This window comes from Streptomyces avidinii, from assembly GCF_045161815.1.
Lineage (GTDB): Bacteria > Actinomycetota > Actinomycetes > Streptomycetales > Streptomycetaceae > Streptomyces > Streptomyces avidinii.
This window is the reverse complement of sequence record NZ_CP108863.1, coordinates 3,943,428-3,969,151: the sequence shown is the minus strand read 5'-3', so window position 1 is coordinate 3,969,151 and position 25,724 is coordinate 3,943,428. Positions and strand designations below refer to the sequence as shown.

The following is a 25,724-nucleotide window of genomic DNA, read 5'->3' as shown; positions in this document are numbered from 1 at the left end:
GAGACCCCGCAGTGACCGAGCTCCTCTCCGAACACTCCGCGGACGTGATCGTCGTCGGGGCCGGGCCCGCCGGCTCGACCACCGCCTACTACCTCGCCAAGGCCGGATTGGACGTCCTGCTGCTGGAGAAGACGGCGTTCCCGCGCGAGAAGGTCTGCGGCGACGGCCTGACCCCGCGTGCCACCAAGCAGCTGGTGGCGATGGGCATCGACATCTCCGAAGAAGCCGGCTGGCTGCGGAACAAGGGCCTGCGGATCATCGGCGGCGGGCAGCGGCTCCAGCTGGACTGGCCGGAACTCGCCTCCTACCCGGACTACGGACTCGTCCGCAAGCGTGACGACTTCGACGAGACCCTGGCCCGCCAGGCGCAGAAGGCCGGCGCCCGGCTGTACGAGCGCTGCACCGTCGGCGAGCCCGTGCGCGACGCGCGAACCGGCCACATCACCGGCGTGCACGCGAAGCTGGGCGAGGAGAAGACCCCGGTCACCTTCCACGCCCCGCTGGTCGTCGCGGCCGACGGCAACTCCTCCCGGCTGTCCCTGGCGATGGGCCTGCACCGGCGCGAGGACCGCCCGATGGGCGTGGCCGTACGGACGTACTTCACCTCGCCGCGGCACGACGACGACTACCTGGAGTCCTGGCTGGAGCTGTGGGACCGGCGCGGCGCGCAGGACCGGCTGCTGCCCGGCTACGGCTGGATCTTCGGCATGGGCGACGGCACCTCCAACGTCGGCCTCGGCATCCTGAACTCCTCCTCCGCGTTCAAGGAGCTGGACTGGCGCGAGGTCCTCAAGGCCTGGTGCGCCTCGATGCCGCAGGACTGGGGCTACACCCCCGAGAACATGACGCAGCCGATCCGCGGCGCGGCCCTGCCGATGGCCTTCAACCGGCAGCCGCACTACACCAAGGGCCTGCTGCTGGTCGGCGACGCGGGCGGGCTCGTCAACCCGTTCAACGGCGAGGGCATCGCGTACGCCATGGAGTCGGGCCGGATCGCGGCCGACGTCATCGTCCAGGCCCAGGCCCGCGCCACCCCGGCGCAGCGCGAACTGGCGCTGCACAACTACCCGAAGGTGCTCAAGGAGACCTACGGCGGCTACTACACCCTGGGCCGCGCCTTCGTGAAGCTGATCGGCAACCCGAAGGTCATGAAGATCGCCGCCCAGCGCGGTCTGACCCACCCGGTGCTGATGCGGTTCACCCTGAAGATGCTGGCCAACCTGACCGACCCGACGGGCGGCGACGCGATGGACCGCATCATCAACGGCCTCTCGAAGGTGGCCCCGAAGGCCTGAGCCGGGTGACGTGGGGCGGCGTCCCGGTGGGCGTCCGCCCCGCCGGGTCAGCCGTCCGTACCGGTTTCCGCCGGGGCCCCCGCCCCGGCTTCCGGACCCGAGGGCGCGGGGGCGTCCGGGCTGCCGTGGACGGTACGTACGCACCGGGCCAGCAGGACCAGGCCGCACAGCAGCAGGGCTCCCGAGGCGGTCCAGCCGAGGCCCAGCGTGAGCGGGTGGCCGGGCTTGTGCCAGGGGCGGGCGGTGGTCAGCAGCCAGCCGCCGACGGCCAGCAGGCCGAGGCCGAGCGCCGCCGGGACGGCGGTGGGGTCGCCGGCGCCGTGGGACTCGTACGACTTCGGGTTCACGGGACCACCACCTCCTGGGGACGGTCGGGCGCACTGCCGCCCGGTGTCTTCCCCGTTGTCTTCCCCGCTATCTTCGCAGGGCCTCGGCCGGTTCGACACGGGCCGCCCGCCAGGCGGGATAGAGGCCGGCGAGCAGCCCGGTGACCAGGCCGGTGAGCGGGGCCGCGGCCACCGTGACCGGGTGGATCACCGGGGTCCAGTCCCGGACGAGGCAGACCCCGACCACGGTCAGTTCGCCCAGCGAGGTCCCGACCAGGCCGCCGAGCGCTCCGAGGGCCGCGGACTCGGTGAGGAACTGGGCCGAGACGTGCCGGCCCCGGGCGCCGAGCGCCCGCCGCAGCCCGATCTCGCCGGTCCGTTCCAGTACGGCGACCAGGGTGGTGTTCGCGATCCCGACCGCACCGATGACCAGGCAGATCCCGGCCAGCAGCAGGAAGAGCGCGCTCAGGTCGGCGGTGACGCCGGAGCGCAGCATCCGCGGGTCGGGCGGCGGGACGGCCTTGAGGTACTCGGGGTGGTCGGGGCGCAGCGCGAGCGGGGCGAGCTCGGCGACCTGCCGGGCGGCGCCGAGTTCGGTGGCGATCAGCAAGCTCGCGGCCCCGGGCGCCGGCGGCCCCCAGAGCTGCTCGGCGGTGGCGCGCGGCACGAGGACCGACATCAGGTGCTCGGGCCGGCGTTCGAGGTCGTCGACGATCCCCGCCACGGTGAAGGGCTCCTGGCCGATGTACAGGGCGGGCCGGGTGGCCAGGGTGGCGATGCCGAGGCGGGCGGCGAGCCCGCTGCCGATGACGACGACGCGCTCGTGGCCGCGCTCGGCGAAGTCGTCGTAGAGCCGTCCCTGCTGGAGGGTCGGCACGAGGGCGGCGACGGCCCCGGGGGAGGCGGCGACGACGGCCGCGCCGGTGGTCGGGTCGCCGGCCCCGGACGGCAGCGGGCCGACCGTGGTCCGGGAGTCGAGCCGCACCGTCCACAGCACCCCGGCGTGCTCGATACCGGCGACGGCGCGCAGCCGCTGCTCGGCGTCGGCGGGGAAGCCGGGCCCGGCGAACTCGTTCTGCTGGGCGGCGATGTCCTCGACGCTGACCTCGGTGGCGGTCAGGACGTTGAACCGGCCGTCGATCTGGGAGGAGATGGTGGCGGTGAGGCCGAGCACGGCGACGAAACTGCCGACGCCGAGGACGGTGCCGAGGGTGGTGAGCACGGCCCGGCCGGGTCGGCGCAGCATGCCGGCGACGGCCTCGGCCAGGGCGTCGCGTACGGACAGCCGGGTCGGTGCGACGGCCCTCGGTGCGACGGCGCTCGGCGGGATGGCGCTCGGCGGGATGGCGCTCACGGGTGGAGCCGTCCGTCGCGGATGGTGACGGTCCGGTGTCCGCGCCGGGCCACCTCGGGGTCGTGCGTGATGACGAGGACGGTCATCCCGGACCCGTGCAGGTCGTCCAGCAGCCCGAGGACGGACGCCGCGTTGGCGGAGTCGAGATTGCCGGTCGGTTCGTCGCACAGCAGCAGCGAGGGCCGCCCGACCAGGGCGCGGGCGATGGCCACGCGCTGGCGCTCGCCGCCCGACAGCCGTCCGGGCACGGCGCCGGTCCGGTGCCCGAGACCGACCTGGTCCAGGGCCGCGCGGGCTCGTACGAGGCGCTGGGCGCGCGGGATTCCGGTGTAGAGCATGGCGAGGGTGACGTTCTCCAGGGCGGACCGGTGGGGCAGCAGGTGGAAGGACTGGAAGACGAAGCCGATCCGGCGGCCGCGCAGGGCGGTGCGCTCCCGGTCGGGGAGTGCGGCGGTGTCGATCCCGTCGAGGAGGTACCGGCCGCTGGTGGGGGAGTCGAGCAGGCCGGCGACGTTGAGGAAGGTGGACTTCCCGGAGCCGGAGGGGCCGACGACGGTGATGAACTCGCCGCGCCGGACGGTCAGGTCGCAGGGGTGCAGGGCCTCGACGGGCGGCGGCCCGGGGTAGGTGAGGCCGACCCCGCGGAGTTCGATCACGGGGCTGTCGCTGTCGCTGTCGCCGTTGCCGGGTGGCCGCGGGCCCTGCCGCGACTGCCGCCGCAGGAGCCTCACTCGGACTTCCCCGGGGTCTGTCGGGGTGCGACGCCGATCACCACTCTGGTCCCGGCGGCCAGTGCGCCGGCCCGGGCCGGGGTGACGGCCACGAAGCCGTCGCCGCTGGTGCCGGTGCGCACCTCGATGCGCCGCTGGGTGCCCTCGGCGGACACGGCGGTGACGACCGTACGCCCGTCCGCGCCCGCCGAGACGGCGGTGACCGGGACGACGAGGGCCTCGCCATCGGTGGCGGCCGACTCGATGGTCAGCCGGACGTCCTGCCCGGCGAAGCCGGCGGGCAGCGGCTGGTCGGCGCGGACCACCATCCGGTAGCCGAGGTCGCCGCCCCCGCCGCCCCCGCCGCCCTTGGAGTCCTGGCCCTGACCCTGCTGCGGGGGCTCTCCGGCGGGCTGTGCGGCGGTCCGCTCGGTGGCGACGATCGCCACTTTGCCGCGGGCATCGGTGCCGGAGACCTCGGATGAGATCACCACGGCCATGCCGGCGCGCAGCAGCTGCCGCTTGTCGTCCTTGAGGTAGGCCTCCACGACGAGTTCCCCGGCGGAGAGCGTGAGCACCGGCCCGGAGACGGGGGAACCCGCGCGGGCGCCGACGGAACTGACGCGGGCCGGGAAGGAACCCAGGAACACGGTCTCGGCGGCGGGCAGCATCGGCCCGTCCGCGGCCTCGGCCGCCGCGAGGGCGGCCCGGGCCTCGCCGAGCGCCTCCCGGGCCCGCGCCAGCTCCCGGCCGGACCCGGACCCGGGTCTGGCCTTGGGGCTCGGCGTGGCCGTCGCCCCGCCCTTGCCGGATCCGGGCTCCGCGGACGCGCCGACCGGGCCGCTCGCGTCCTCCACGGCCCACGTCGCGGACCGTACGGCCTCCCGCGCCGACTTGAGCGCCGCGCCCCCGTCGGCGACCGCGGGCAGCGGCTCGTACCCGATGGCCCGGTAGCGGGCCGCGAGCGCGGCCTTCGTACCGGCCCCGAAGACGCCCTTCGCATCGGCCCCGGTGCCGTGTCCGAGCTCGCGCAGCGCCCGCTGCAGCTGCGTCACGTCGTCGCCGGTGGCCCCGGGCCTCAGATCGCGGTACATCGGCTGCGCGCCGTGCAGGGTGAACACGGGCCGCCCGGACACCTCGGCGATCAGCTGCCCGGCCGTGACCGGTTCCCCGGCCTTCAGCGGCAGTTCGGTCACCACCGCGGCCCCCGCGCCCTCCCCGGAGCGGATGCCCTGCGGGGACACGGCGACGCTCTGGTCGGCGGCCACGGTCCCGCGCATCACCACGGTCTGCGCGAGCACCCGCCGCTCGACCTCGGCGGTGAGGGCCCCTTGCGCGGGCGGCCCGGCCTCCGCGGCCACCTGCGCCGGGGACTTCACGAGGGTGGTGGCCAGCAGCCCGCCGACCGCCATCAGCGCGGCCCCGCCGACGACCGCGAGCACCACGCGCCGGCCGCGCGCGAGCCCGCCGCGGTCGCCGCGGTCGTCGCGGTCGTCGCGGTCGTCGCCGGGGACCTCGGGGACCCCGGGGGACAGGGCTTCGGTGTGTTCCACGACCTGCTCCCGTTCGCTCATCTCTCCGGCCGGCACTTCTTCAACGCGTCGATGTGGTCGCGCTTGAGGGCGGTCCACTGCTCGGGAGTGCCCTTGCGCTCGTCGATCTGGGCGGTGACCGGGTCCGGGTCGGGGTACCAGGAGATGCCCTCGGCCCGCAGGCACGCGGACTCCTTCTGCGCGGCGGCGACCTGCGCGGGATCGGCCGGCTGGGGCTTCGCCGGGGGCGGCAGCAGTGACGCGCAGGCCGTGTGCGCCTCCTCGTTCCAGGGCTTCGACTTGTCCACGCGCGGAGCTCCGTAATCCGTATGGACAATCGCCACACCCTGCTTCTTCAGGCAATCGTGGTAGGCGATTTCCTCCGCGGTGGGCGGCGGACTGTCACTTGCTCCAGGTTCTCCGTCTCCGCCGCCGCATCCCGTCAGAGAAATGCACAGGACGAGCAGGGCGGTCAAATACCTTGCATGCACGACGGGTTCCCTTGCGGCGGTAGGAGTGGATTTTGCGCATCCGTTTCGTGGTGGGGGAGGTGCGCGCCGCCAGATAGTAGATAGCCGTGTGCTGTGGGGGCAAGTTACCTGTCGGACAACAGAAATGACTGTCCATCAGCTGAGAAAGGACTTGTTCCGGCGCAAAGGTTCGCTGTTGAATCCCCGCCGGGTGGAAATGTGCGATCCCACCCCGCCCGACACACCCCGACTTTCACCGGAAAAGTGAGGCAAGAGTGATGGACAACGCAATGCGCAAGCTGGCGGCCGGCTGCGTCGCGGCCGTTTCGGCCGGTGCCATTCTGCTGGGAACTGCGGGCCCTGCGGCCGCCTGGGCGCGCGACGGAAATCTGGAGAACCAGGAGTTCGGGCTTTACTACTGGCAGAACCAGTCGGGCTGTGTCTTCGACCTGGTGACGAATGACCTGAACTTCAGCGACGACAAGTACCAGGGGTCCTGCTCGGCCAGCGGCTCCTGGATCAACGACACCACCGAGTCGTACCGGAACCGGGACATCTACGCCTGGAAGGTCGGTACCGACAAGGACCTGGGCGGCAACGTCGGAGAGATCCCGTCGAACTACGCGGGCAACGCCTCGGACAAGTTCAAGAACAAGATCAGCTCGGCCAAGTACACCCTCCACCCGTAATCCGGATCCGGCAGAAGGAGTTCCACGCCATGCACACCTCCCGGCGCCGCCGGCCCGCCGCCGCTCCGGCCGCCGTCCTGCTGACGGCCGTTCTCCTGGCCGGCTGCGCCGGGACCGGCGGCGCCGGGGACGGCGAACCGGAGCTCGGTCCCGTCGAGGTGAACCCCGCGACGGCCGCCCTGTCCCTCCCGATGGACGCGTACACGGACACCGAGGCCGAACGGATCCGGATGGGCCAGGTCCAGCAGAACCTGGTCTCCCGGTGCATGGCCCGGTACGGGTTCACCTACGAGGGCGTGAGATCGGCCGAGCCCCCCGGCGCCGGGGCCGAGGACCGCCACCGCTACCTCTTCGGCCTGGCCGATCCGCAGTTCGCGGCGGCCCACGGGTACGACAAGACCTCCGGCGAGGGAACACCGGCCAAGCCGCAGGCACCGCAGCTGAGCGACAGTGCGTACGTCGTGATGACGGGCGAGCAGCCCGGAACGCAGGGGGGAAGGATTCCCGACGCGAACACCGAGGAGGAGGCCGCGGCGGTCGACAGCGGTCTGACGGCGGCCGGGCAGAAGGTGCCGGCCGGCGGGTGCGGGCGGGAGGGGTACCGCAAGCTGTACGCACCGACCAGAGACAGCGTGGACCTGCTCTTCACGTTCGAACTGGCCTCGGAGGCGCACGCCCGCTCCCGACAGGACTCCCGGGTCGTCGACGCCCTCGAGAAATGGTCGTCCTGCATGGACAAGTCGGGATACACCGGGATCGAATCGCCGTACGACGTCGTCGAGAAGCTGGGCCTGGAGAACGACAAGGGCGGCCCGAAGGCCGTGACGGCGGCCAAGGCGGACGTCGCGTGCAAGCGCGAGGTCAACCTCGTCGGGATCTGGGGCGCGGTCGAGAAGGCCTACCAGGAAAGGCTCGTCGAGGAGCACGCCGAGACGCTGGCGCTCTACAAGAGGCAGCGCGAGGCCCGCTTCGAGCTGGCGGCCTCCCTGGGCCGATAGGGGCGCACGGAGCCGCGAGAACGCGAAGAACGGCCCCAGGGCCGGTACTCCACCCCCGAGCGGGGGAGTACCGGCCCTCGGCCGTGTTCAGGTGTTCACGTGTCCGGCTGCCCCGAACCGAGCGGCGGTGCTCAGAGGACGCGGACGGCGCCCGTCGGCTTGTCGTAGCTCAGGTTGCGCTCGACGATGCCGGTGCTGGGGTTCTGCGCGCCGACGAACTTGCCGCCGCCGACGTAGATCGCGACGTGGTACGCGCTGCCCTTGGAGCCCCAGTACAGGATGTCGCCCGGCTGAAGGGCGTTCAGCGACACCGAGGTGCCGGCCGAGGACTGCGCCTGGGACATGCGCGGCAGGGTGATGCCGGCCTGGCGGTAGGCGGCCTGGACGAGACCGGAGCAGTCGAACGAGGACGGACCGGTGCCGCCCATCACGTACGCCTTGCCGACCTGCGCGCGGGCGAAGTTGACGATGGCCGCGGCGGAGCCGGTGGCCGGGGCGGAGACGGTGCCGGTGCCCTGCGGGGCGGAGGCGCTCTTCAGCGTGGTGCGCTCGGTGCTGCGGCTGGAGCGCTCGGCCTCGGCCTTGCGGTCGGCCTCCTGCTTCGCCTTCTTCTCGGCGTCGGCCTTCTTCTGGGCCTCTTCCTTGGCCTGCTTCGCCTCGGCGGCGGCGCCGGTACGGGCGCTCTCCTCCTGGGCGGTCAGTTCGCCCTCGATGGCCGCGAAGCGGGTGTTCTCGGCGGCCACGGTGACGGCGGAGGAGACCTCGGCGCCCAGGTCCAGGTTGAGGACCGGCATTTCGAGCGTCGTCTCGGCCACGGGCTCTGCGGACGGGGACGCGCTCGCGGTGCCGGCCATGGCCAGGGTGCTGAGGACGCCACCGGCAACTCCGGCGCGGACCGCGAGCTTCGAGGCGCTGCGACGGGGCTTCCGGTGGCTGGGTATGTGAGCGGTGTGGGACATGAGGACAACCGCTATCAGGGCGTCCGGGTTCCCTTCAAGAAACGTGGGTTGCGCCACAGTTGCGCGCGAAGGCCGCTAACCGGGCGCCTCTCGCTTCTTATTGACGCCGTAACGGGCGAAACGGACAGGCCATCACAGGGCTGTGATCATGGGGTTTCGGTATTAAGTCCCAAATGCTCCCTGACCTACCATCACTCCGCACAGATGGCCAAGCCCTCTTTCGGAAGCCTCGATTCAGAGTGGCGCAGGTCACAGCCGGATCACGCGATGTGGACGCTGTGCCCCTCCCGTGACCTTCCTGTGAACGGGCCGAGAGGTTCGTGAACGGATGCACGCACTCGCCCGGTCCCGCACGCGGTCGCCGGACGCTCCCGTCCGTCCGGCATCGGCCCCCTCGTCCGCCCCGCCGTCCACCCCCGCGCACCTCGCGTCTGCCCCGCGTCCACCTCCGTACGCACGGGATCCCCCGACCGGGCGACGGCGATCCCTTTATCACCGCCGCACCCCCGTTGCCAATTTGCCTGCACGGGGAATCCTTTGATAGGGCAAGCCGCCTTCTACCTGCGGTAACGGGCCCGGATGTCACCTTTGGTGATCATGTGGATGCTTCGCGTATGAAGATCACCACTCATCGGACTTCATGATCGTTCGTCAGGTGGTGGAGATCACAAACTCGGTGTTGCAACCCGTGTCGCAGATCACAGACGAGCGGGCATAAGATGCGCACCAGTCCGGCTTGTGAACTGCCTCACATGCAAGCGCTTGATCGAAAGCGTGATCTTCGCGAGGCGGTGCACGCGGCGCCGGCAGCGGTCCAACGGTCAAGGACGACTGGAAGGAGCGAGGAGAGTGAATGCGTACGCGCCCATCCTCGTGCTCGGCGCCCTCGGCGCAGGGTTTGCGATCTTCTCCGTGGTCATGGCCACGCTGATCGGCCCAAAACGGTACAACCGGGCAAAGCTCGAAGCCTACGAGTGCGGCATCGAGCCGACGCCGATGCCGGCCGGCGGTGGCCGCTTCCCGATCAAGTACTACCTGACGGCGATGCTCTTCATCGTCTTCGACATCGAGGTTGTCTTCCTCTACCCCTGGGCCGTCACCTTCGACTCCCTGGGGATCTTCGGGCTCGTCGAGATGCTGCTCTTCGTGCTCACCGTCTTCGTCGCCTACGCCTACGTGTGGCGCCGCGGCGGCCTGGAATGGGACTGAGGGGCTGAATTTCCATGGGACTGGAAGAGAAGCTGCCGAGCGGCTTTCTGCTGACCACCGTCGAACAGGCCGCGGGGTGGGTGCGCAAGTCGTCCGTCTTCCCGGCGACCTTCGGCCTGGCCTGCTGCGCGATCGAGATGATGACCACCGGAGCGGGCCGGTACGACCTGGCCCGCTTCGGCATGGAGGTCTTCCGCGGCTCCCCGCGCCAGGCCGATCTGATGATCGTGGCCGGGCGGGTCAGCCAGAAGATGGCGCCGGTGCTGCGGCAGGTGTACGACCAGATGCCCGCTCCCAAGTGGGTCATCTCCATGGGTGTTTGCGCATCCTCGGGTGGAATGTTCAATAACTACGCGATTGTCCAGGGCGTCGATCACATCGTCCCGGTGGACATCTATCTCCCCGGCTGCCCGCCCCGCCCCGAGATGCTGTTGGACGCGATCCTCAAGCTCCACCAGAAGATCCAGGGCTCCAAGCTCGGCGTGAACCGGGAAGAGGCGGCCCGTGAGGCGGAGGAGGCGGCCCTCAAGGCCCTCCCCACCATCGAGATGAAGGGGCTGCTCCGGTGAGCGAGACCCAAGAGCCGGAGAACGGCAGCAACGTCCCCGCGCCGCGCGCCCAGGGCCCCGAGGTGATCGGTGTCCGCAAGGGCATGTTCGGCGCCGAGGGCGGCGGGGACACCAGCGGCTACGGCGGCCTGGTGCGGACCGTGGCCATGCCCGGCGCGACGAGCCGACCGTACGGGTCCTACTTCGACGAGGTGGCCGACGAGCTCGAAGGCGCCCTGGAGGAGCAGGACCTGGTCCCCGGGAACGCGATCGAGAAGACGGTCGTCGACCGCGGCGAGCTCACTTTCCACATCGCCCGCGAGCACCTCGTCCGGGTCGCGCAGGTCCTGCGCGACGACCCGGCCCTGCGCTTCGAGCTCTGCACCGGCGTCTCCGGCGTGCACTTCCCCGGGGACAAGGGCCGCGAGCTGCACGCCGTCTACCACCTGCGCTCGCTCACGCACGGCCGGATCCTGCGGCTGGAGGTGTCCGTCCCGGACAGCGACCCGCACGTCCCCTCGCTCGTCGCGGTCTATCCGACCAACGACTGGCACGAGCGCGAGACGTACGACTTCTTCGGCCTGATCTTCGACGGGCACCCGGCCCTCACCCGGATCATGATGCCGGACGACTGGCAGGGCTTCCCGCAGCGCAAGGACTACCCGCTCGGCGGCATCCCCGTCGAGTACAAGGGCGCCCAGATCCCGGCTCCCGACCAGCGGAGGTCGTACAGCTGATGTCCACGTCAAACCACGCCTCCGCTCGCGAGACGACCGAGGGCACCGTCTACACCGTCACCGGCGGCGACTGGGACGAGATCGTCCAGTCCGCAGCCAGGGCCGACGACGAGCGGATCGTCGTCAACATGGGTCCGCAGCACCCGTCCACCCACGGAGTGCTGCGCCTGATCCTGGAGATCGACGGCGAGACGGTCACCGAGGCCCGCTGCGGTATCGGCTACCTGCACACCGGCATCGAGAAGAACCTCGAATTCCGGAACTGGACGCAGGGCACCACCTTCGTGACGCGCATGGACTACCTGACGCCGTTCTTCAACGAGACGGCGTACTGCCTCGGCGTCGAGAGGCTGCTCGGCATCACCGACCAGATCCCGGACCGCGCCACCGTCGTCCGCGTCCTGCTGATGGAGCTCAACCGGCTCTCCTCCCACCTGGTGTGCATCGCCACCGGCGGCATGGAGCTGGGCGCGACCACGATCATGATCTACGGCTTCCGCGACCGCGAGCTGATCCTCGACATCTTCGAGCTGATCACCGGACTGCGCATGAACCACGCGTTCGTCCGCCCCGGCGGCCTCGCCCAGGACCTGCCCCCGGGCGCCGTCGACCAGCTGCGCGAGTTCGTGAAGACGATGAAGAAGAACCTGCCGGAGTACGACAAGCTCGCCACCGGCAACCCCATCTTCAAGGCCCGCATGCAGGACGTCGGCTACCTCGACCTCACCGGCTGCATGGCGCTCGGCGCCACCGGCCCGATCCTGCGCTCCGCCGGTCTGCCGCACGACCTGCGCAAGTCGGACCCGTACTGCGGCTACGAGAACTACGAGTTCGACGTACCGACCACGGAGACCTGCGACTCCTACGGGCGGTTCCTGATCCGCCTGGAGGAGATGCGCCAGTCGCTGCGGATCGTCGAGCAGTGCCTGGAGCGCCTGGAGCCGGGACCGGTGATGGTCGCCGACAAGAAGATCGCCTGGCCGGCACAGCTGGCGATGGGCCCGGACGGCCTCGGCAACTCGCTCGACCACATCAGGAACATCATGGGCACCTCCATGGAGGCCCTCATCCACCACTTCAAGCTGGTGACCGAGGGCTTCCGGGTACCGGCCGGCCAGGCGTACGCGGCCGTCGAGTCCCCCAAGGGCGAGCTCGGCGTCCACGTGGTCTCCGACGGCGGCACCCGCCCCTACCGGGTCCACTTCCGCGACCCGTCCTTCACCAACCTGCAGGCCATGGCCGCGATGTGCGAGGGCGGCCAGGTCGCCGACGTCATCGTCGCCGTCGCCTCCATCGACCCCGTGATGGGAGGCGTCGACCGATGACCGCCAGTCCTTCGAACCAAGGGGTCTCGCTGGGCATGCCCCAGCTGCCGGCCCCCGACTTTCCGGCGGAGGTACGCGAGCGCCTCGAAGCCGACGCCCGGGAGGTCATCGCCCGCTACCCCGACAGCCGCTCCGCACTGCTGCCGCTGCTGCACCTGACCCAGTCGCAGGAGGGGTACGTCTCGCGCACCGGCATCCGCTTCTGCGCGGAGGTGCTGGGCCTGACCACCGCCGAGGTCACGGCGGTGGCGACCTTCTACACGATGTACCGGCGGAAGCCCTCCGGCGACTACCAGGTCGGTGTCTGTACGAACACCCTGTGCGCGGTGATGGGCGGCGACGCCATCTTCGAGGAGCTCAAGGAGCACCTCGGGGTCGGCAACAACGAGACCACCCCCGACGGCAAGGTCACCCTCGAACACATCGAGTGCAACGCGGCCTGCGACTACGCCCCCGTGGTGATGGTCAACTGGGAGTTCTTCGACAACCAGACCCCCGAATCCGCCAAGGCCATGGTCGACGACCTGCTGGCCGGCCGCGAGGTCTCCCCGACCCGGGGCGCGCCGCTGTGCACGTACAAGGACACCGCCCGGATCCTGGCCGGCTTCCCGGACGAGCGGGAGGGCGCGGTCGAGGCGACCGGCGGTGCCGGACCCGCCTCCCTGATCGGGCTGCGCATCGCGCGCGGCGAGTCCGCGCACACCTCGATCGTCCACCCGCGTGGCGAGGCCACCACCGAGGGAGGGGAGTGATGTCCGTGTCTTCCGAGCTGAGCAACGGGGGTACCTCCCGGCCGGAGGCCGGGGGCGGGACGAGCCCGGAGAAGCTCCTCGCCCCCGTGCTGTCCTCCTTCTGGGACGAGCCGCGGTCGTGGACGCTGGAGACCTACCGGCGTCACGAGGGGTACGAGGGCCTGCGCAAGGCGCTCGCCATGACCCCGGACGACCTCATCGCGTACGTCAAGGACTCGGGTCTGCGCGGCCGCGGCGGCGCGGGCTTCCCCACCGGAATGAAGTGGCAGTTCATCCCGCAGGGCGACGGAAAGCCGCACTACCTCGTCGTGAACGCGGACGAGTCGGAGCCGGGAACCTGCAAGGACATCCCCCTCCTCTTCGCCAACCCGCACTCCCTCATCGAGGGAATGATCATCGCCTGCTACGCGATCCGCTCGGAGCACGCCTTCATCTACCTGCGCGGCGAGACGGTGCCCGTCCTGCGGCGCCTGCACGAGGCCGTGCGCGAGGCGTACGCGGCCGGATATCTCGGCAAGGACATCGACGGCACCGGGCGCAACCTCGACATCACGGTGCACGCGGGCGCGGGCGCGTACATCTGCGGCGAGGAGACGGCGCTGCTCGACTCCCTCGAAGGCCGACGCGGTCAGCCCCGGCTGCGTCCCCCCTTCCCCGCGGTCGAGGGGCTCTACGCCTGCCCCACTGTCGTGAACAACGTGGAGTCCATCGCCTCGGTTCCCGCGATCCTGAACAAGGGCAAGGACTGGTTCAAGTCGATGGGGACCGAGAAGTCCCCCGGCTTCACGCTGTACTCGCTCTCCGGGCACGTCGTCGGACCCGGCCAGTACGAGGCCCCGCTGGGCATCACCCTGCGCCAGCTTCTCGACATGAGCGGCGGCATGCGCCCCGGGCACCGGTTGAAGTTCTGGACCCCGGGCGGCTCCTCCACCCCGATGTTCACCGACGAGCACCTCGACGTCCCGCTGGACTACGAGGGGGTGGGCGCCGCCGGCTCGATGCTCGGCACGAAGGCCCTCCAGTGCTTCGACGAGACGACCTGCGTGGTGCGGGCCGTCACCCGGTGGACCGAGTTCTACGCCCACGAGTCCTGCGGCAAGTGCACGCCGTGCCGTGAAGGCACCTACTGGCTGGTCCAGTTGCTGCGCGACATCGAGGCCGGCAAGGGCGTCATGTCCGACCTCGACAAGCTGAACGACATCGCCGACAACATCAACGGCAAGTCCTTCTGCGCGCTCGGCGACGGCGCGGCCAGCCCGATCTTCTCCTCGCTCAAGTACTTCCGCGAGGAGTACGAGCAGCACATCACGGGCAAGGGCTGCCCCTTCGACCCCAGGAAGTCGACCCTCTGGGCCGACACGGAGGTGAACGCATGACCGTCACCACTCCAGCGGCCTCCGGGGGCGGAGCGGCGGTTCCACCGGAGAACACCGTCTCGCTGACCATCGACGGGGTCGAACTGTCGGTGCCCAAGGGCACCCTCGTCATCCGCGCCGCCGAACAGCTCGGCATCGAGATCCCCCGGTTCTGCGACCACCCCCTGCTCTCGCCGGCCGGCGCCTGCCGCCAGTGCATCGTCGAGGTCGAGGGCCAGCGCAAGCCGATGGCCTCCTGCACCATCACCTGCACCGACGGCATGGTCGTCAAGACCCAGCTGACCTCCGAGGTCGCCGACAAGGCCCAGCGCGGTGTGATGGAGCTGCTGCTCATCAACCACCCGCTGGACTGCCCGGTCTGCGACAAGGGCGGCGAGTGCCCGCTGCAGAACCAGGCGATGTCGCACGGCAACGCCGAATCCCGGTTCGAGGGCAAGAAGCGCACCTACGAGAAGCCGGTCCCGATCTCCACCCAGGTGCTGCTGGACCGCGAGCGGTGCGTGCTGTGCGCGCGCTGCACCCGCTTCTCCAACGAGATCGCCGGCGACCCGATGATCGAGCTGCTGGAACGCGGCGCGCTCCAGCAGGTCGGCACCGGCGAGGGCGACCCCTTCGAGTCGTACTTCTCCGGCAACACCATCCAGATCTGCCCGGTCGGCGCCCTCACCTCGGCCGCCTACCGGTTCCGCTCCCGCCCCTTCGACCTCGTCTCCTCCCCGAGCGTGTGCGAGCACTGCGCGGGCGGCTGCGCGACCCGCACCGACCACCGCCGCGGCAAGGTGCTGCGCCGGCTCGCCGCCGAGGACCCCGAGGTCAACGAGGAGTGGATCTGCGACAAGGGCCGCTTCGGGTTCCGCTACGCGCAGCGCCCGGACCGGCTGACCACCCCGCTGGTGCGCAATGCCGCCGGGCAGCTGGAGCCCGCGAGCTGGCCCGAGGCCCTGGAGGCCGCGGCGAACGGACTCGCCGCAGCGCGCGGCCGGGCCGGGGTGCTGACCGGCGGCCGGCTCCCCGTCGAGGACGCCTACGCGTACGCCAAGTTCGCCCGGGTGGTGCTCGACACCAACGACATCGACTTCCGGGCCCGGGTGCACAGCGCCGAGGAGGCCGAGTTCCTGGCCTCGGAGGTCGCCGGGTACGGGGTCGACCTCGGCGGCAAGTGGCTCTCGTACACCGCCCTGGAGGCGGCCCCCGCGGTGCTGCTCGTCGGCATCGAGGCGGAGGAGGAGGCCCCCGGCGTCTTCCTGCGGCTGCGCAAGGCCCACCGCAAGCACAAGCAGCGGACCTTCTCCGTCGCCCCCTTCGCCACCCGCGGCCTGGACAGGACCGGCGGCACCCTGCTGGCCGCCGCCCCCGGCACCGAGCCCGAGTGGCTCGACGCGCTGGCCTCCCGGACCGGACTGGAGACCGGGGGCGCAGAAGCCGCCGAGGCGCTGCGCCTGCCCGGCTCGGTCATCCTCGTCGGAGAGCGCCTCGCCGGAGTGCCGGGCGCGCTGACCGCCGCCGTACGGGCCGCCGGGGTCACCGGAGCCACCCTGGTGTGGATCCCGCGCCGGGCCGGTGAGCGGGCCGCCGTCGAGGCGGGCGCGCTGCCGTCCCTGCTGCCGGGCGGCCGTCCGGCCACCGACCCGCGGGCCCGCGACGAGGTCGCCACCGCCTGGGGCCTGGACGAACTCCCGCACCGCTACGGCCGCGACACCGGCCAGATCATCGAGGCCGCGGCGACCCGGGAGCTCTCCGCCCTGCTGATCGCAGGCGTCGAGGTCGCCGACCTGCCGGACCCGGCCCGCGCGCGGACCGCCCTGCAGGAGGCCTTCGTGGTCTCCCTGGAACTGCGGCCGAGCGAGGTCACCGACCACGCGGACGTGGTCCTCCCGGTCGCCGCGGTGGCCGAGAAGGCCGGCGCCTTCATCAACTGGGAGGGCCGGGTCCGGCCGTTCGAGGCCGCGCTCAAGCCCGACCAGATGACCCGCCGGCTCGCCCCGGCCGACGCCCGCGTGCTGCACATGCTGGCCGACGCGGCCGACCGGCCGATCGCGCTGCCCGACGTACACGCCGTACGCCGGGAGCTGGACCGGCTCGGCCCGTGGGCCGGGGAGCGGGCCGCCGGGCAGAGCGCGGACACCGTGCCGCTGCCCCGCCCGGGCACCGGCGAGGCGGTCCTCGCGGGCCACCGGCTGCTCCTCGACCTCGGCCGGCTCCAGGAGGGCGACGACGCCCTGGCCGGCACCCGGCACGAGGCGAGTGCCCGGCTCTCGGCCGCCACGGCCGCCGAGACCGGCGTCAAGGACGGCGACGTCCTCGCGGTCACCGGCCCGGCCGGCTCCGTGGAACTCCCGCTCCGGATCACCGAGATGCCCGACCGCGTGGTCTGGCTCCCGCTGAACTCCACCGGCTCCGGCGTCCTCGCCGACGCCGGCGCCCGCCCGGGCACCCTCGTACGCATCGGCCCGGCGACCCCGGCCGGCGCAGGCGACACCACTGCGGAGGTGGGCGCGTGAACACCGTTCAACTCGCTGCCGAGGACCTGTCCCTGTTCGGCCGGGACGTCTGGTGGCTCGTCCTCCTCAAGGCGGTCTTCTGCTTCGCCTTCCTGATGGTGACGGTGCTCTTCTCCATCGTGTGGGAGCGCAAGGTCGTCGCCTGGATGCAGCTGCGCATCGGCCCGAACCGGCACGGCCCCTGGGGCATGCTCCAGTCGCTCGCCGACGGCGTGAAGCTGATGCTCAAGGAAGACCTGATCGTCAAGCGGGCCGACAAGGTCATCTACGTCCTGGCCCCGATCATCGCGGCGATCCCGGCCTTCATGGCCATCGCGGTGATCCCCTTCGGGCCGCCCGGCGACGAGGTCTCCATCTTCGGCCAGCGCACCACGATGCAGCTGACCGACCTGCCCATCGCGATGCTCTACATCCTCGCGGTGGCCTCGGTCGGCATCTACGGCATCGTGCTGGCCGGCTGGTCCTCCGGCTCGACCTACCCGCTCCTCGGCGGCCTGCGCTCCTGCGCGCAGATGATCTCCTACGAGATCGCGATGGGCGCGGCCTTCGCCTCGGTCTTCCTCTACTCCGGGTCGATGTCGACCTCGGCGATCGTGGAGGCCCAGGCGGACCGCTGGTTCATCGTGCTGCTGCCGGTGTCCTTCATCATCTACGTCATCACGATGGTCGGCGAGACGAACCGCGCCCCCTTCGACATGCCGGAGTCCGAGGGCGACCTGGTCGGCGGCTTCAACACCGAGTACTCGTCCATCAAGTTCGCGCTGTTCATGCTGGCGGAGTACGTCAACATGGTCACCGTCTCGGCGGTCTCGGTCACCCTCTTCCTGGGCGGCTGGCGGGCCCCGTACCCGATCAGCTCCTTCTGGGAGGGCGCGAACCACGGCTGGTGGCCGATGCTCTGGTTCGTCCTCAAGGTGCAGCTGCTGCTGTTCTTCTTCATCTGGCTGCGCGGCACGCTGCCCCGCGTGCGCTACGACCAGCTGATGAAGCTCGGCTGGAAGGTACTGATCCCGGTCTCGGTGGTCTGGCTGATGCTGGTGGCCACCGTCCGGGCGCTGCGCAACGAGGCGTACGACTTCAGCGAGATCGTCCTCTACGTCGGCGGCGCCGTCGTGGCGATCCTGCTCCTCTCCTTCGTCGCGGACGTCTTCCGCGACAAGCGGGAGAAGGCGGCGGCCGCGGAGGCCGTGCACGACGCCGAGCCCTTCGACCCGCTGGCGGGCGGATTCCCCGTACCGCCCAAGCCCGGCCAGCACCTGGCACCCGTACCGCGCAGGCGGTCCCGCACCGAGCGGGAGCTGATTGTCAGTGGCGGCACGAATACTGACAGTGACCGAGAGGAGGCTTGAGAGATGTCCGACGAGAAGTGGCAGAACCCGGTGGCGGGCTTCGGCGTGACCTTCAAGGCCATGTTCAAGAAGCGCCTCACCGAGCAGTACCCGGAGCAGCAGAAGACGACCGCACCGCGCTTCCACGGCAGGCATCAGCTCAACCGGCACCCCGACGGTCTGGAGAAGTGCATCGGGTGCGAGCTGTGTGCCTGGGCCTGTCCCGCCGACGCGATCTATGTGGAGGGCGCGGACAACACCGAGGAGGAGCGCTACTCCCCGGGTGAGCGGTACGGCGCCGTCTACCAGATCAACTACGCCCGCTGCATCCTGTGCGGGCTGTGCGTGGAGGCGTGCCCGACCAGGGCGCTCACCATGACGAACGAGTTCGAACTGGCCGACTCCAGCCGCGAATCGCTCATCTACACCAAGGAGCAGCTGCTCTCGGGTCTGACCGAGGGCATGGTCGAGGCGCCGCACTCGATCTTCCCCGGCGCGGACGACACGGACTACTACCGCGGACTGGTGACCGGGGCGGCCCCGGGCACGGTCCGGCAGGTCGCCGTCTCCAAGGGCGAAGTCGCCCCGGAGAACGGGAAGTCCGAGGAGGTGGACGCATGAGCGCCATGGCCGCCTCCGTGTCCTCCATGACCTCCACGGGCGAGGCGATCCAGTTCTGGGTCCTCGGCACGGTCGCCGTCATCGGCGCTCTGGCCACGATCCTGATGAAGAAGGCCGTCCACAGCGCCCTCAGCCTGGCCGGGACGATGATCATCCTGGCCGTCTTCTACCTCGCCAACGGGGCGTACTTCCTGGGCGTCGTCCAGGTCATCGTCTACACCGGCGCGATCATGATGCTCTTCCTCTTCGTGGTCATGCTCGTCGGCGTCACCGCCGCGGACTCCCTGAAGGAGACCATCAAGGGACAGCGCTGGCTGGCCGCCCTGTGCGGGCTCGGCTTCGGCATCCTGCTGATCGGCGGCATCGCCAACGCCGGGCTCACCCACTTCAACGGGCTCGGCCGGGTCAACTCGGCCGGGCACATCGAGGGCCTGGCGCAGCTGATCTTCACCAAGTACGTCTTCGCCTTCGAGATCACCGGCGCGCTGCTGATCACCGCGGCCGTCGGCGCGATGGTGCTCACCCACCGCGAGCGCACCGAACGGGCCGCCACCCAGCGCGAGCTCGCCGAGAAGCGGGTCCGCGAGGGCGTCCAGCTCCCGCCGCTGCCCGCGCCCGGCGTCTATGCCCGGCACAACGCGGTGGACGTCGCCGGTCTGCTGCCGGACGGCACCCCGTCCGAGCTGACCGTCAACCGGACGCTGCGTGCCCGCGGCCAGATCCGGGACGTCTCCAGCCAGGCGCTCGACGACCTCAAGGCACTCGAGCAGGCCTCGTCGGAGCGCCTCGGCCGTGAGGAGGCCTCGAAGTGAATCCGGTCAACTACCTGTACCTGGCGGCCCTGCTGTTCACGATCGGTGGCGTCGGGGTCCTGATCCGCAAGAACGCGATCGTGCTGTTCATGTGCGTCGAGCTGATGCTCAACGCCTGCAACCTCGCCTTCGTCGCGTTCTCCCGGATGCACGGCAACCTCGACGGCCAGATCATCGCGTTCTTCACGATGGTCGTCGCCGCCGCGGAGGTCGTGGTCGGCCTGGCGATCATCGTGTCGCTGTTCCGTACCCGCCACTCGGCCTCGGTCGACGACGCCAGCCTGATGAAGCTGTAAGGGGTCGCTGTGGAGAACCTGATTGCGCTGCTGGTGGCAGCGCCCCTGCTCGGAGCGGTGGTGCTGCTGTGCGGCGGCCGGCGCCTCGACAAGGTCGGTCACTGGATCGGCACCCTGCTCGCGGCCGTCTCCTTCGGGATCGGCGTCGCACTGTTCGCCGACATGCTGGGGCGCACGGCCGATGACCGGACCCTGACCCAGAACCTGTACACCTGGATCCCCGTCGAGGGCTTCCAGGCGGACATGGCCTTCCAGCTGGACCAGCTGTCGATGACCTTCGTCCTGCTGATCTCCGGGGTGGGCACGCTCATCCACGTGTACTCGATCGGGTACATGGAGCACGACGAGCGCCGCCGCCGCTTCTTCGGCTACCTGAACCTGTTCGTCGCGGCGATGCTCCTGCTGGTCCTCGCCGACAACTACCTGCTGCTGTACTTCGGCTGGGAGGGCGTGGGCCTCGCCTCGTACCTCCTGATCGGTTTCTGGCAGCACAAGCCCAGCGCGGCCACCGCCGCCAAGAAGGCCTTCCTGGTCAACCGCGTCGGCGACATCGGCCTGTCGATCGCGATCATGCTGATGTTCACCACCTTCGGGACCTTCGCCTTCGAGCCGGTGTTCGCGTCGGTGGGCGAGACCTCCGAGGGCACGCTGACGGCGATCGGCCTGATGCTGCTGCTGGCCGCCTGCGGCAAGTCCGCGCAGGTCCCGCTGCAGTCCTGGCTCGGGGACGCGATGGAGGGCCCGACCCCGGTCTCGGCCCTGATCCACGCGGCCACCATGGTGACGGCGGGCGTGTACCTGATCGTCCGCTCCGCCGCCGTCTTCAACGGGGCGCCGGACGCACAGCTGGTGGTCACCGTCGTCGGCGCGGTCACGCTCCTCTTCGGTGCGATCGTCGGTTGCGCGAAGGACGACATCAAGAAGGCCCTGGCGGGCTCGACGATGTCGCAGATCGGCTACATGATCCTCGCCGCGGGCCTCGGCCCGATCGGCTACGTCTTCGCGATCATGCACCTCGTGACGCACGGCTTCTTCAAGGCGGGCCTCTTCCTCGGCGCCGGTTCCGTGATGCACGGGATGAACGACGAGGTCGACATGCGCAAGTACGGCGGCCTGCGGAAGTACATGCCGGTCACCTACATGACCTTCGGACTCGGGTACCTGGCCATCATCGGCTTCCCGGGCCTGTCGGGCTTCTTCTCCAAGGACATGATCATCGAGGCGGCCTTCGCGAAGGGCGGCACCGAGGGCTGGATCCTGGGCGGCGTGACCCTGCTGGGCGCCGGCATCACCGCCTTCTACATGACCCGCGTCATGCTCCTCACCTTCTTCGGCGAGAAGCGCTGGCAGCCGGACCCCGAGGGCGAGTTGCCGCACCCGCACGAGTCCCCGAAGTCGATGACCGTCCCGATGGTGATCCTGGCCCTCGGGTCGGTCTTCGCCGGCGCCTTCTTCGAGATCGGCGAGCGCTTCCTGAAGTGGCTGGAGCCCGTCACCGGTTATGAGCACGGCAACCCGCCGGTCAGCGCCATGACGGTCACCGCGGCCACCATGGTGGTCCTCGTCATCGGCGTCGCCATCGCCTGGACCATGTACGGACGAAAGCCCGTCCCGGTCGTCGCCCCGCGCGGCTCGCTCCTCACCCGGGCGGCCCGCAAGGACCTCTACCAGGACGACTTCAACCACGTCGTGCTGGTGCGCGGCGGGGAGCACCTGACCCGCTCGCTCGTATACCTCGACCACAGCGTGGTCGACGGGGTGGTCAACGGGACGGCCGCCTCGGTCGGCGGGCTCTCGGGCCGCCTGCGCAAGCTGCAGAACGGCTACGCCCGCAGCTACGCGGTCTCGATGTTCGGGGGCACGGTGGTTCTGATCGCCGCGACCCTGCTGATGAGGGCGGTGTGAAATGAACTTCCCCCTTCTGACGGTGACGGCCGCGGTCCCCGCGGTCGGCGCGATCCTGACAGCGGCCGTCCCGGCCGCCCGCAGGACCGCGGCCAAGTGGCTCGCGCTGCTCTTCTCGCTGGCGACACTGGCCCTGGCCGTGCTCGTCGCGGTCCGCTTCGACCCGAGCGGCGACCGCTACCAGCTCACCGAATCCAGGCCGTGGATCGCCGACTTCGGCGTCCGCTACGAGCTGGGCGTGGACGGGATCGGGGTGGTGCTCATCGGGCTCACCGCGCTGCTGATCCCCTTCGTGATCGCGGCCGGCTGGCACGACGCCGACCCCCTGGAGACCAAGTCCACCCGGTGGCGGCCGACCCAGGGCTTCTTCGCCCTGATCCTGCTGGTCGAGGCAATGGTGATCATCTCCTTCGAGGCCACCGACGTCTTCCTCTTCTACATCTTCTTCGAAGCCATGCTCATCCCGATGTACTTCCTCATCGGCGGCTTCGGTGACCGGGCCCACGGCGGCTCCGAGGAGAATGCGGCCACGCAGCGCTCGTACGCTGCGGTCAAGTTCCTCCTCTACAACCTGGTCGGCGGTCTGATCATGCTGGCGGCCGTCATCGGCCTCTACGTGGTCGCCGGGAACTTCTCGCTCCAGGAGATCACCGCCGCCCGCGCCGCGGGCACGCTCGACATGTCGACCAACACCGAGCGGCTGCTGTTCCTCGGTTTCTTCTTCGCCTTCGCGGTGAAGGCCCCGCTGTGGCCGCTGCACACCTGGCTGCCGAACGCGATGGGCGAGTCCACCGCCCCGGTCGCCGTACTGATCACCGCGGTCGTCGACAAGGTCGGCACCTTCGCGATGCTCCGCTTCTGCCTCGGGCTCTTCCCCGACGCCAGCAAGTGGGCCACGCCGGTGATCCTCGTCCTCGCCCTGATCAGCATCGTCTACGGCGCGCTGGTCGCCGTCGGGCAGCGGGACATCAAGCGGCTGGTCGCCTACGCCTCGATCTCGCACTTCGGCTTCATCATCCTGGGCATCTTCGCGATGACCTCCCAGGGCCAGTCCGGCGCCACCCTCTACATGGTCAACCACGGCCTGTCGACGGCGGCGCTGATGCTGGTGGCCGGCTTCCTGATCTCGCGGCGCGGCTCGCGGCTCATCGCCGACTACGGCGGCGTCCAGAAGGTGGCCCCGGTCCTCGCCGGCACCTTCCTGATCGGCGGCCTCGCCACCCTCTCGCTGCCGGGCCTCGCGCCCTTCGTCAGTGAGTTCCTGGTCCTGGTCGGCACGTTCGCCCGGTACCCGGTCGTCGGGATCATCGCCACCACCGGCATCGTGCTGGCCGCGCTCTACACGCTGGTGCTCTACCAGCGCACGATGACCGGCCCCGTGAAGGAGGAGGTCCGCACCATGCCGGACCTGCGCCTGCGGGAGGTCCTGGTGGTCGCCCCGCTGATCGCCCTGCTGATCGGGCTGGGCGTCTACCCGAAGGTGCTCACCGACATCGTCAACCCGGCGGTGGAGCACACCATGTCGGACGTGAAGCAGACGGACCCGCAGCCCGAGGTCGACGTCGAAGCCAAGAACGGGGAGGCGGCGAAGTGAGCACACTGACTTCCGCCCACAGCCTGTGGACACTGGCGGCCGAGGCACCGGCCGACCGGATCCCGGCACCGACCATCGAATACGCACAGCTCGCGCCCACGCTGATCGTGGTGGGCGCGGCGGTGCTCGGGATCCTGATCGAGGCCTTCGTGCCCCGCAAGTCCCGTTACTACGTGCAGGTGTTCCTCACCGTCGCCGCACTGGCCTCGGCCTTCGCCGCGGTCGTCGGCCTCGCGGCCGGCGGGTACGCCTCGGGCAAGGCCCACATCGCCGCGATGGGCGCCATCGCCGTCGACGGCCCGGCGCTGTTCCTCCAGGGCACCATCCTGCTGGCCTCGATCGTGGCGGTCTTCACCTTCGCCGAGCGCCGGCTGGACCCCGCGGCGCACGGCAAGCGGGTGGACTCCTTCGCCGCGCAGGCGGCGTCCGTACCGGGCAGCGACAGCGAGAAGGCCGCCGTCAAGGCCGGCTTCACCACCACCGAGGTCTTCCCGCTGGCCCTGTTCGCGATCGCCGGCATGCTGATCTTCCCGGCGGCCAACGACCTGCTGACGCTGTTCATCGCCCTTGAGGTGTTCTCCCTCCCGCTCTACCTGCTCTGCGCCCTCGCCCGCCGCCAGCGGCTGATGTCGCAGGAGGCCGCGGTGAAGTACTTCCTGCTGGGTGCCTTCTCCTCCGCCTTCCTCCTCTTCGGCATCGCGCTGCTCTACGGGTACGCGGGTTCGGTCTCGTACGCGGTGATCGCCGACGTGGTCGACGGCACGGTCGCGAACATCGACCCGGCGCTGGCCTCCACCATGGGCAATGACGCGCTGCTGCTGATGGGCGGCGCGCTGATCATGACGGGCCTGCTCTTCAAGGTCGGCGCGGTCCCCTTCCACATGTGGACCCCGGACGTCTACCAGGGCGCCCCGACCCCGATCACCGGCTTCATGGCGGCGGCGACGAAGGTGGCCGCGTTCGGCGCCCTCCTGCGACTGCTCTACGTGGTGCTGCCGGGGCTGCGGTGGGACTGGCGTCCGGTGATGTGGGCGGTGGCCATCGTCACGATGCTCGCGGGCGCGGTGATCGCCGTGACCCAGACGGACGTCAAGCGGCTGCTGGCCTACTCCTCGATCGCGCACGCGGGCTTCATCCTGGCCGGTGTGATCGCGACCTCGGCGCAGGGCGTCCAGTCCGTCCTCTTCTACCTGGGCGCGTACTCCTTCGTGACGATCGGCGCCTTCGCGGTGGTCACGCTGGTGCGCGACGCGGGCGGCGAGGCCACCCACCTGTCGAAGTGGGCGGGGCTCGGGCGGCGTTCGCCGCTGACGGCGGCCGTCTTCGCGGTGTTCCTGCTGGCCTTCGCGGGTATCCCGCTGACCTCGGGCTTCACCGGTAAGTTCGCCGTGTTCAAGGCGGCGGCGGAGAGCGGCGCCGGGGTGCTGGTCGTGGTCGGTGTCCTCTCCTCCGCGATCGCCGCGTTCTTCTACATCCGGGTGATCGTCCTGATGTTCTTCAGCGAGCCGAAGGCCGACGGACCGACGGTGGCCGTTCCCTCGCCGCTGACGATGACCACCATCGCGGTGGGCGTCGCCGTCACCCTGGCCCTGGGCCTCGCCCCGCAGTACTTCCTGGAGCTCGCGGGGCAGGCGAGCACCTTCGTCCGCTGACCGGTTCGTCGTACGGGACGGGGCCCGGCCCCCCTTCGGGGGAGCCGGGCCCCGTCGCGTGTGCGGTGCCGGGCGCCGCGGAACGGCAAGATCCGGAAGAGACGGCCTAGTGGCCGTGCGCGTGCCCGGCGCCCCCCGGGGCCGGGCTCTTCCGGGGGCAGGTCAGCGCCGGGTTCCAGTTGTGGAATCGGCCCGCCGGGTTCTCCTTGTACGCCCACATGTGCAGGTCGTAGTGCTTGGGCATGCCCGCCCAGTGGCCCGGCATCGGGCCGTCGAAGGGCAGCCCGAACATGATCGGACGGTCGTCGGCGGTCTTCAGGTCCTGGTCCCGGTCGGTGGACATCCACTCCACGGTCTGGAGCTTGCGACGGCCGTTGCGGTCCTTCTCCTTGCTGTACAGGAGCGCGGTCGGCCTGGCGGGGTCCTTGGAACCCCAGTTGGCCTGCTTCACGTAGTGGTAGCCCATGGCGCCCACCCCGAACGGGTTGGTCATGCATTCCTGGCCGTGGGGGACGTACCCGTCCTTGAGGGCCTCCCGCTCGTCCGCGTACTTGGCCGTCACCGCGATCGCCGTCGCCATGTCCCTCATGGCCTTCGCGTCGCGCGGATCGGGGGCCGGCCCCTCGACCCCGTGCGCCGGGGCCACGGCGGCCAGACCGAGCGACACGGCGGCCGCGCAGGTGACGACGGACTTCAGGCTGCGTACGGACATGGCGGCGGCTCCTCGCGGTGGGG

24 protein-coding genes are annotated in these 25,724 nt (G+C 70.5%); 17 read left to right on the top strand and 7 right to left on the bottom strand.

All coding sequences use genetic code 11. From position 1 onward, the window contains the following. The first annotated feature begins 11 nt into the window (after positions 1-11). Positions 12-1,295, top strand: coding sequence for a geranylgeranyl reductase family protein (locus tag OG373_RS17460; RefSeq protein WP_405439151.1), 1,284 nt, complete (start codon positions 12-14; stop codon positions 1,293-1,295). A gap of 47 nt (positions 1,296-1,342) precedes the next feature. Here OG373_RS17460 and OG373_RS17455 read toward each other — a convergent pair whose 3' ends face one another. The 5 genes from OG373_RS17455 to OG373_RS17435 all read right to left on the bottom strand — a co-directional run bounded on the left by OG373_RS17455 (position 1,343) and on the right by OG373_RS17435 (position 5,525). Next, positions 1,343-1,642 carry a hypothetical protein gene (locus OG373_RS17455; protein ID WP_405439150.1) on the bottom strand — a complete coding sequence of 100 codons (300 nt, stop codon included), beginning with the start codon at positions 1,640-1,642 and terminating at the stop codon, positions 1,343-1,345. A gap of 67 nt (positions 1,643-1,709) precedes the next feature. Then, the gene (locus tag OG373_RS17450; protein ID WP_405439149.1) at positions 1,710-2,975 is read right to left on the bottom strand and encodes an ABC transporter permease; all 1,266 of its coding nucleotides are present in this window, start codon (positions 2,973-2,975) and stop codon (positions 1,710-1,712) included. Next, positions 2,972-3,697, bottom strand: a complete 726-nt coding sequence (locus OG373_RS17445) for an ABC transporter ATP-binding protein (protein WP_405444092.1) — start codon at positions 3,695-3,697, stop codon at positions 2,972-2,974. The genes OG373_RS17450 and OG373_RS17445 overlap by 4 nt, the downstream gene beginning before the upstream one ends. Positions 3,698-3,702: 5 nt before the next feature. Further along, positions 3,703-5,259: a peptidoglycan-binding protein gene (locus OG373_RS17440; protein WP_405439148.1), complete on the bottom strand. Its 1,557-nt coding sequence runs from the start codon at positions 5,257-5,259 to the stop codon at positions 3,703-3,705. Then, positions 5,256-5,525 carry a hypothetical protein gene (locus OG373_RS17435; protein ID WP_397734856.1) on the bottom strand — a complete coding sequence of 90 codons (270 nt, stop codon included), beginning with the start codon at positions 5,523-5,525 and terminating at the stop codon, positions 5,256-5,258. The genes OG373_RS17440 and OG373_RS17435 overlap by 4 nt, the downstream gene beginning before the upstream one ends. A 440-nt stretch (positions 5,526-5,965) precedes the next feature. On the opposite strand from OG373_RS17435, the gene OG373_RS17430 reads away from it, so the two are divergent. Then, a complete protein-coding gene (locus OG373_RS17430) occupies positions 5,966-6,376 on the top strand; it encodes a hypothetical protein (RefSeq protein WP_397734854.1) in 411 nt (136 codons plus the stop codon). Positions 6,377-6,405: 29 nt separating this feature from the next. Then, positions 6,406-7,374: a hypothetical protein gene (locus OG373_RS17425; RefSeq protein ID WP_405439147.1), complete on the top strand. Its 969-nt coding sequence runs from the start codon at positions 6,406-6,408 to the stop codon at positions 7,372-7,374. A gap of 131 nt (positions 7,375-7,505) precedes the next feature. Here OG373_RS17425 and OG373_RS17420 read toward each other — a convergent pair whose 3' ends face one another. Then, a complete protein-coding gene (locus tag OG373_RS17420; RefSeq protein WP_397734850.1) occupies positions 7,506-8,333 on the bottom strand; it encodes a C40 family peptidase in 828 nt (275 codons plus the stop codon). An 849-nt stretch (positions 8,334-9,182) separates the two neighbouring features. On the opposite strand from OG373_RS17420, the gene OG373_RS17415 reads away from it, so the two are divergent. The 14 genes from OG373_RS17415 to nuoN are packed head-to-tail and all read left to right on the top strand — an operon-like array spanning position 9,183 to position 24,989. Beyond that, entirely contained in the window at positions 9,183-9,542 is a 360-nt protein-coding gene (locus OG373_RS17415; protein WP_030010013.1) for an NADH-quinone oxidoreductase subunit A, read from the top strand. A 14-nt stretch (positions 9,543-9,556) separates the two neighbouring features. Beyond that, the gene (locus OG373_RS17410) at positions 9,557-10,111 is read left to right on the top strand and encodes an NADH-quinone oxidoreductase subunit B family protein (RefSeq protein ID WP_123079911.1); all 555 of its coding nucleotides are present in this window, start codon (positions 9,557-9,559) and stop codon (positions 10,109-10,111) included. After that, the gene (locus tag OG373_RS17405) at positions 10,108-10,827 is read left to right on the top strand and encodes an NADH-quinone oxidoreductase subunit C (protein WP_189970762.1); all 720 of its coding nucleotides are present in this window, start codon (positions 10,108-10,110) and stop codon (positions 10,825-10,827) included. The genes OG373_RS17410 and OG373_RS17405 overlap by 4 nt, the downstream gene beginning before the upstream one ends. Next, positions 10,827-12,152, top strand: coding sequence for an NADH-quinone oxidoreductase subunit D (locus tag OG373_RS17400; RefSeq protein WP_405439146.1), 1,326 nt, complete (start codon positions 10,827-10,829; stop codon positions 12,150-12,152). Before OG373_RS17405 ends, OG373_RS17400 begins: the two co-directional genes overlap by 1 nt. Further along, on the top strand, positions 12,149-12,904 hold the full coding sequence (nuoE, locus tag OG373_RS17395; RefSeq protein WP_397734845.1) for an NADH-quinone oxidoreductase subunit NuoE: 756 nt from the start codon (positions 12,149-12,151) through the stop codon (positions 12,902-12,904). The genes OG373_RS17400 and nuoE overlap by 4 nt, the downstream gene beginning before the upstream one ends. Then, on the top strand, positions 12,904-14,280 hold the full coding sequence (gene nuoF / locus OG373_RS17390) for an NADH-quinone oxidoreductase subunit NuoF (protein WP_030388358.1): 1,377 nt from the start codon (positions 12,904-12,906) through the stop codon (positions 14,278-14,280). The genes nuoE and nuoF overlap by 1 nt, the downstream gene beginning before the upstream one ends. Next, the gene (locus tag OG373_RS17385) at positions 14,277-16,781 is read left to right on the top strand and encodes an NADH-quinone oxidoreductase subunit G (RefSeq protein WP_405439145.1); all 2,505 of its coding nucleotides are present in this window, start codon (positions 14,277-14,279) and stop codon (positions 16,779-16,781) included. Before nuoF ends, OG373_RS17385 begins: the two co-directional genes overlap by 4 nt. Continuing rightward, positions 16,778-18,130: an NADH-quinone oxidoreductase subunit NuoH gene (nuoH, locus tag OG373_RS17380; RefSeq protein ID WP_405439144.1), complete on the top strand. Its 1,353-nt coding sequence runs from the start codon at positions 16,778-16,780 to the stop codon at positions 18,128-18,130. The genes OG373_RS17385 and nuoH overlap by 4 nt, the downstream gene beginning before the upstream one ends. 3 nt (positions 18,131-18,133) lie before the next feature. Beyond that, positions 18,134-18,730 carry an NADH-quinone oxidoreductase subunit NuoI gene (gene nuoI / locus OG373_RS17375; RefSeq protein WP_189970750.1) on the top strand — a complete coding sequence of 199 codons (597 nt, stop codon included), beginning with the start codon at positions 18,134-18,136 and terminating at the stop codon, positions 18,728-18,730. Continuing rightward, positions 18,727-19,542, top strand: coding sequence for an NADH-quinone oxidoreductase subunit J (locus OG373_RS17370; RefSeq protein ID WP_405439143.1), 816 nt, complete (start codon positions 18,727-18,729; stop codon positions 19,540-19,542). The genes nuoI and OG373_RS17370 overlap by 4 nt, the downstream gene beginning before the upstream one ends. Next, positions 19,539-19,838 carry an NADH-quinone oxidoreductase subunit NuoK gene (gene nuoK / locus OG373_RS17365; protein WP_052874835.1) on the top strand — a complete coding sequence of 100 codons (300 nt, stop codon included), beginning with the start codon at positions 19,539-19,541 and terminating at the stop codon, positions 19,836-19,838. The genes OG373_RS17370 and nuoK overlap by 4 nt, the downstream gene beginning before the upstream one ends. Before the next feature lie 9 nt (positions 19,839-19,847). After that, positions 19,848-21,743 (top strand): NADH-quinone oxidoreductase subunit L, encoded by a 1,896-nt coding sequence (gene nuoL / locus OG373_RS17360; RefSeq protein ID WP_405439142.1) that lies wholly within the window; start codon positions 19,848-19,850, stop codon positions 21,741-21,743. Between the two features lies 1 nt (position 21,744). Then, a complete protein-coding gene (locus OG373_RS17355; RefSeq protein WP_405439141.1) occupies positions 21,745-23,337 on the top strand; it encodes an NADH-quinone oxidoreductase subunit M in 1,593 nt (530 codons plus the stop codon). Beyond that, on the top strand, positions 23,334-24,989 hold the full coding sequence (gene nuoN, locus OG373_RS17350; RefSeq protein WP_405439140.1) for an NADH-quinone oxidoreductase subunit NuoN: 1,656 nt from the start codon (positions 23,334-23,336) through the stop codon (positions 24,987-24,989). The genes OG373_RS17355 and nuoN overlap by 4 nt, the downstream gene beginning before the upstream one ends. A 106-nt stretch (positions 24,990-25,095) precedes the next feature. Here nuoN and OG373_RS17345 read toward each other — a convergent pair whose 3' ends face one another. Beyond that, the gene (locus OG373_RS17345; RefSeq protein ID WP_405439139.1) at positions 25,096-25,701 is read right to left on the bottom strand and encodes a hypothetical protein; all 606 of its coding nucleotides are present in this window, start codon (positions 25,699-25,701) and stop codon (positions 25,096-25,098) included. Positions 25,702-25,724 lie beyond the last annotated feature (23 nt).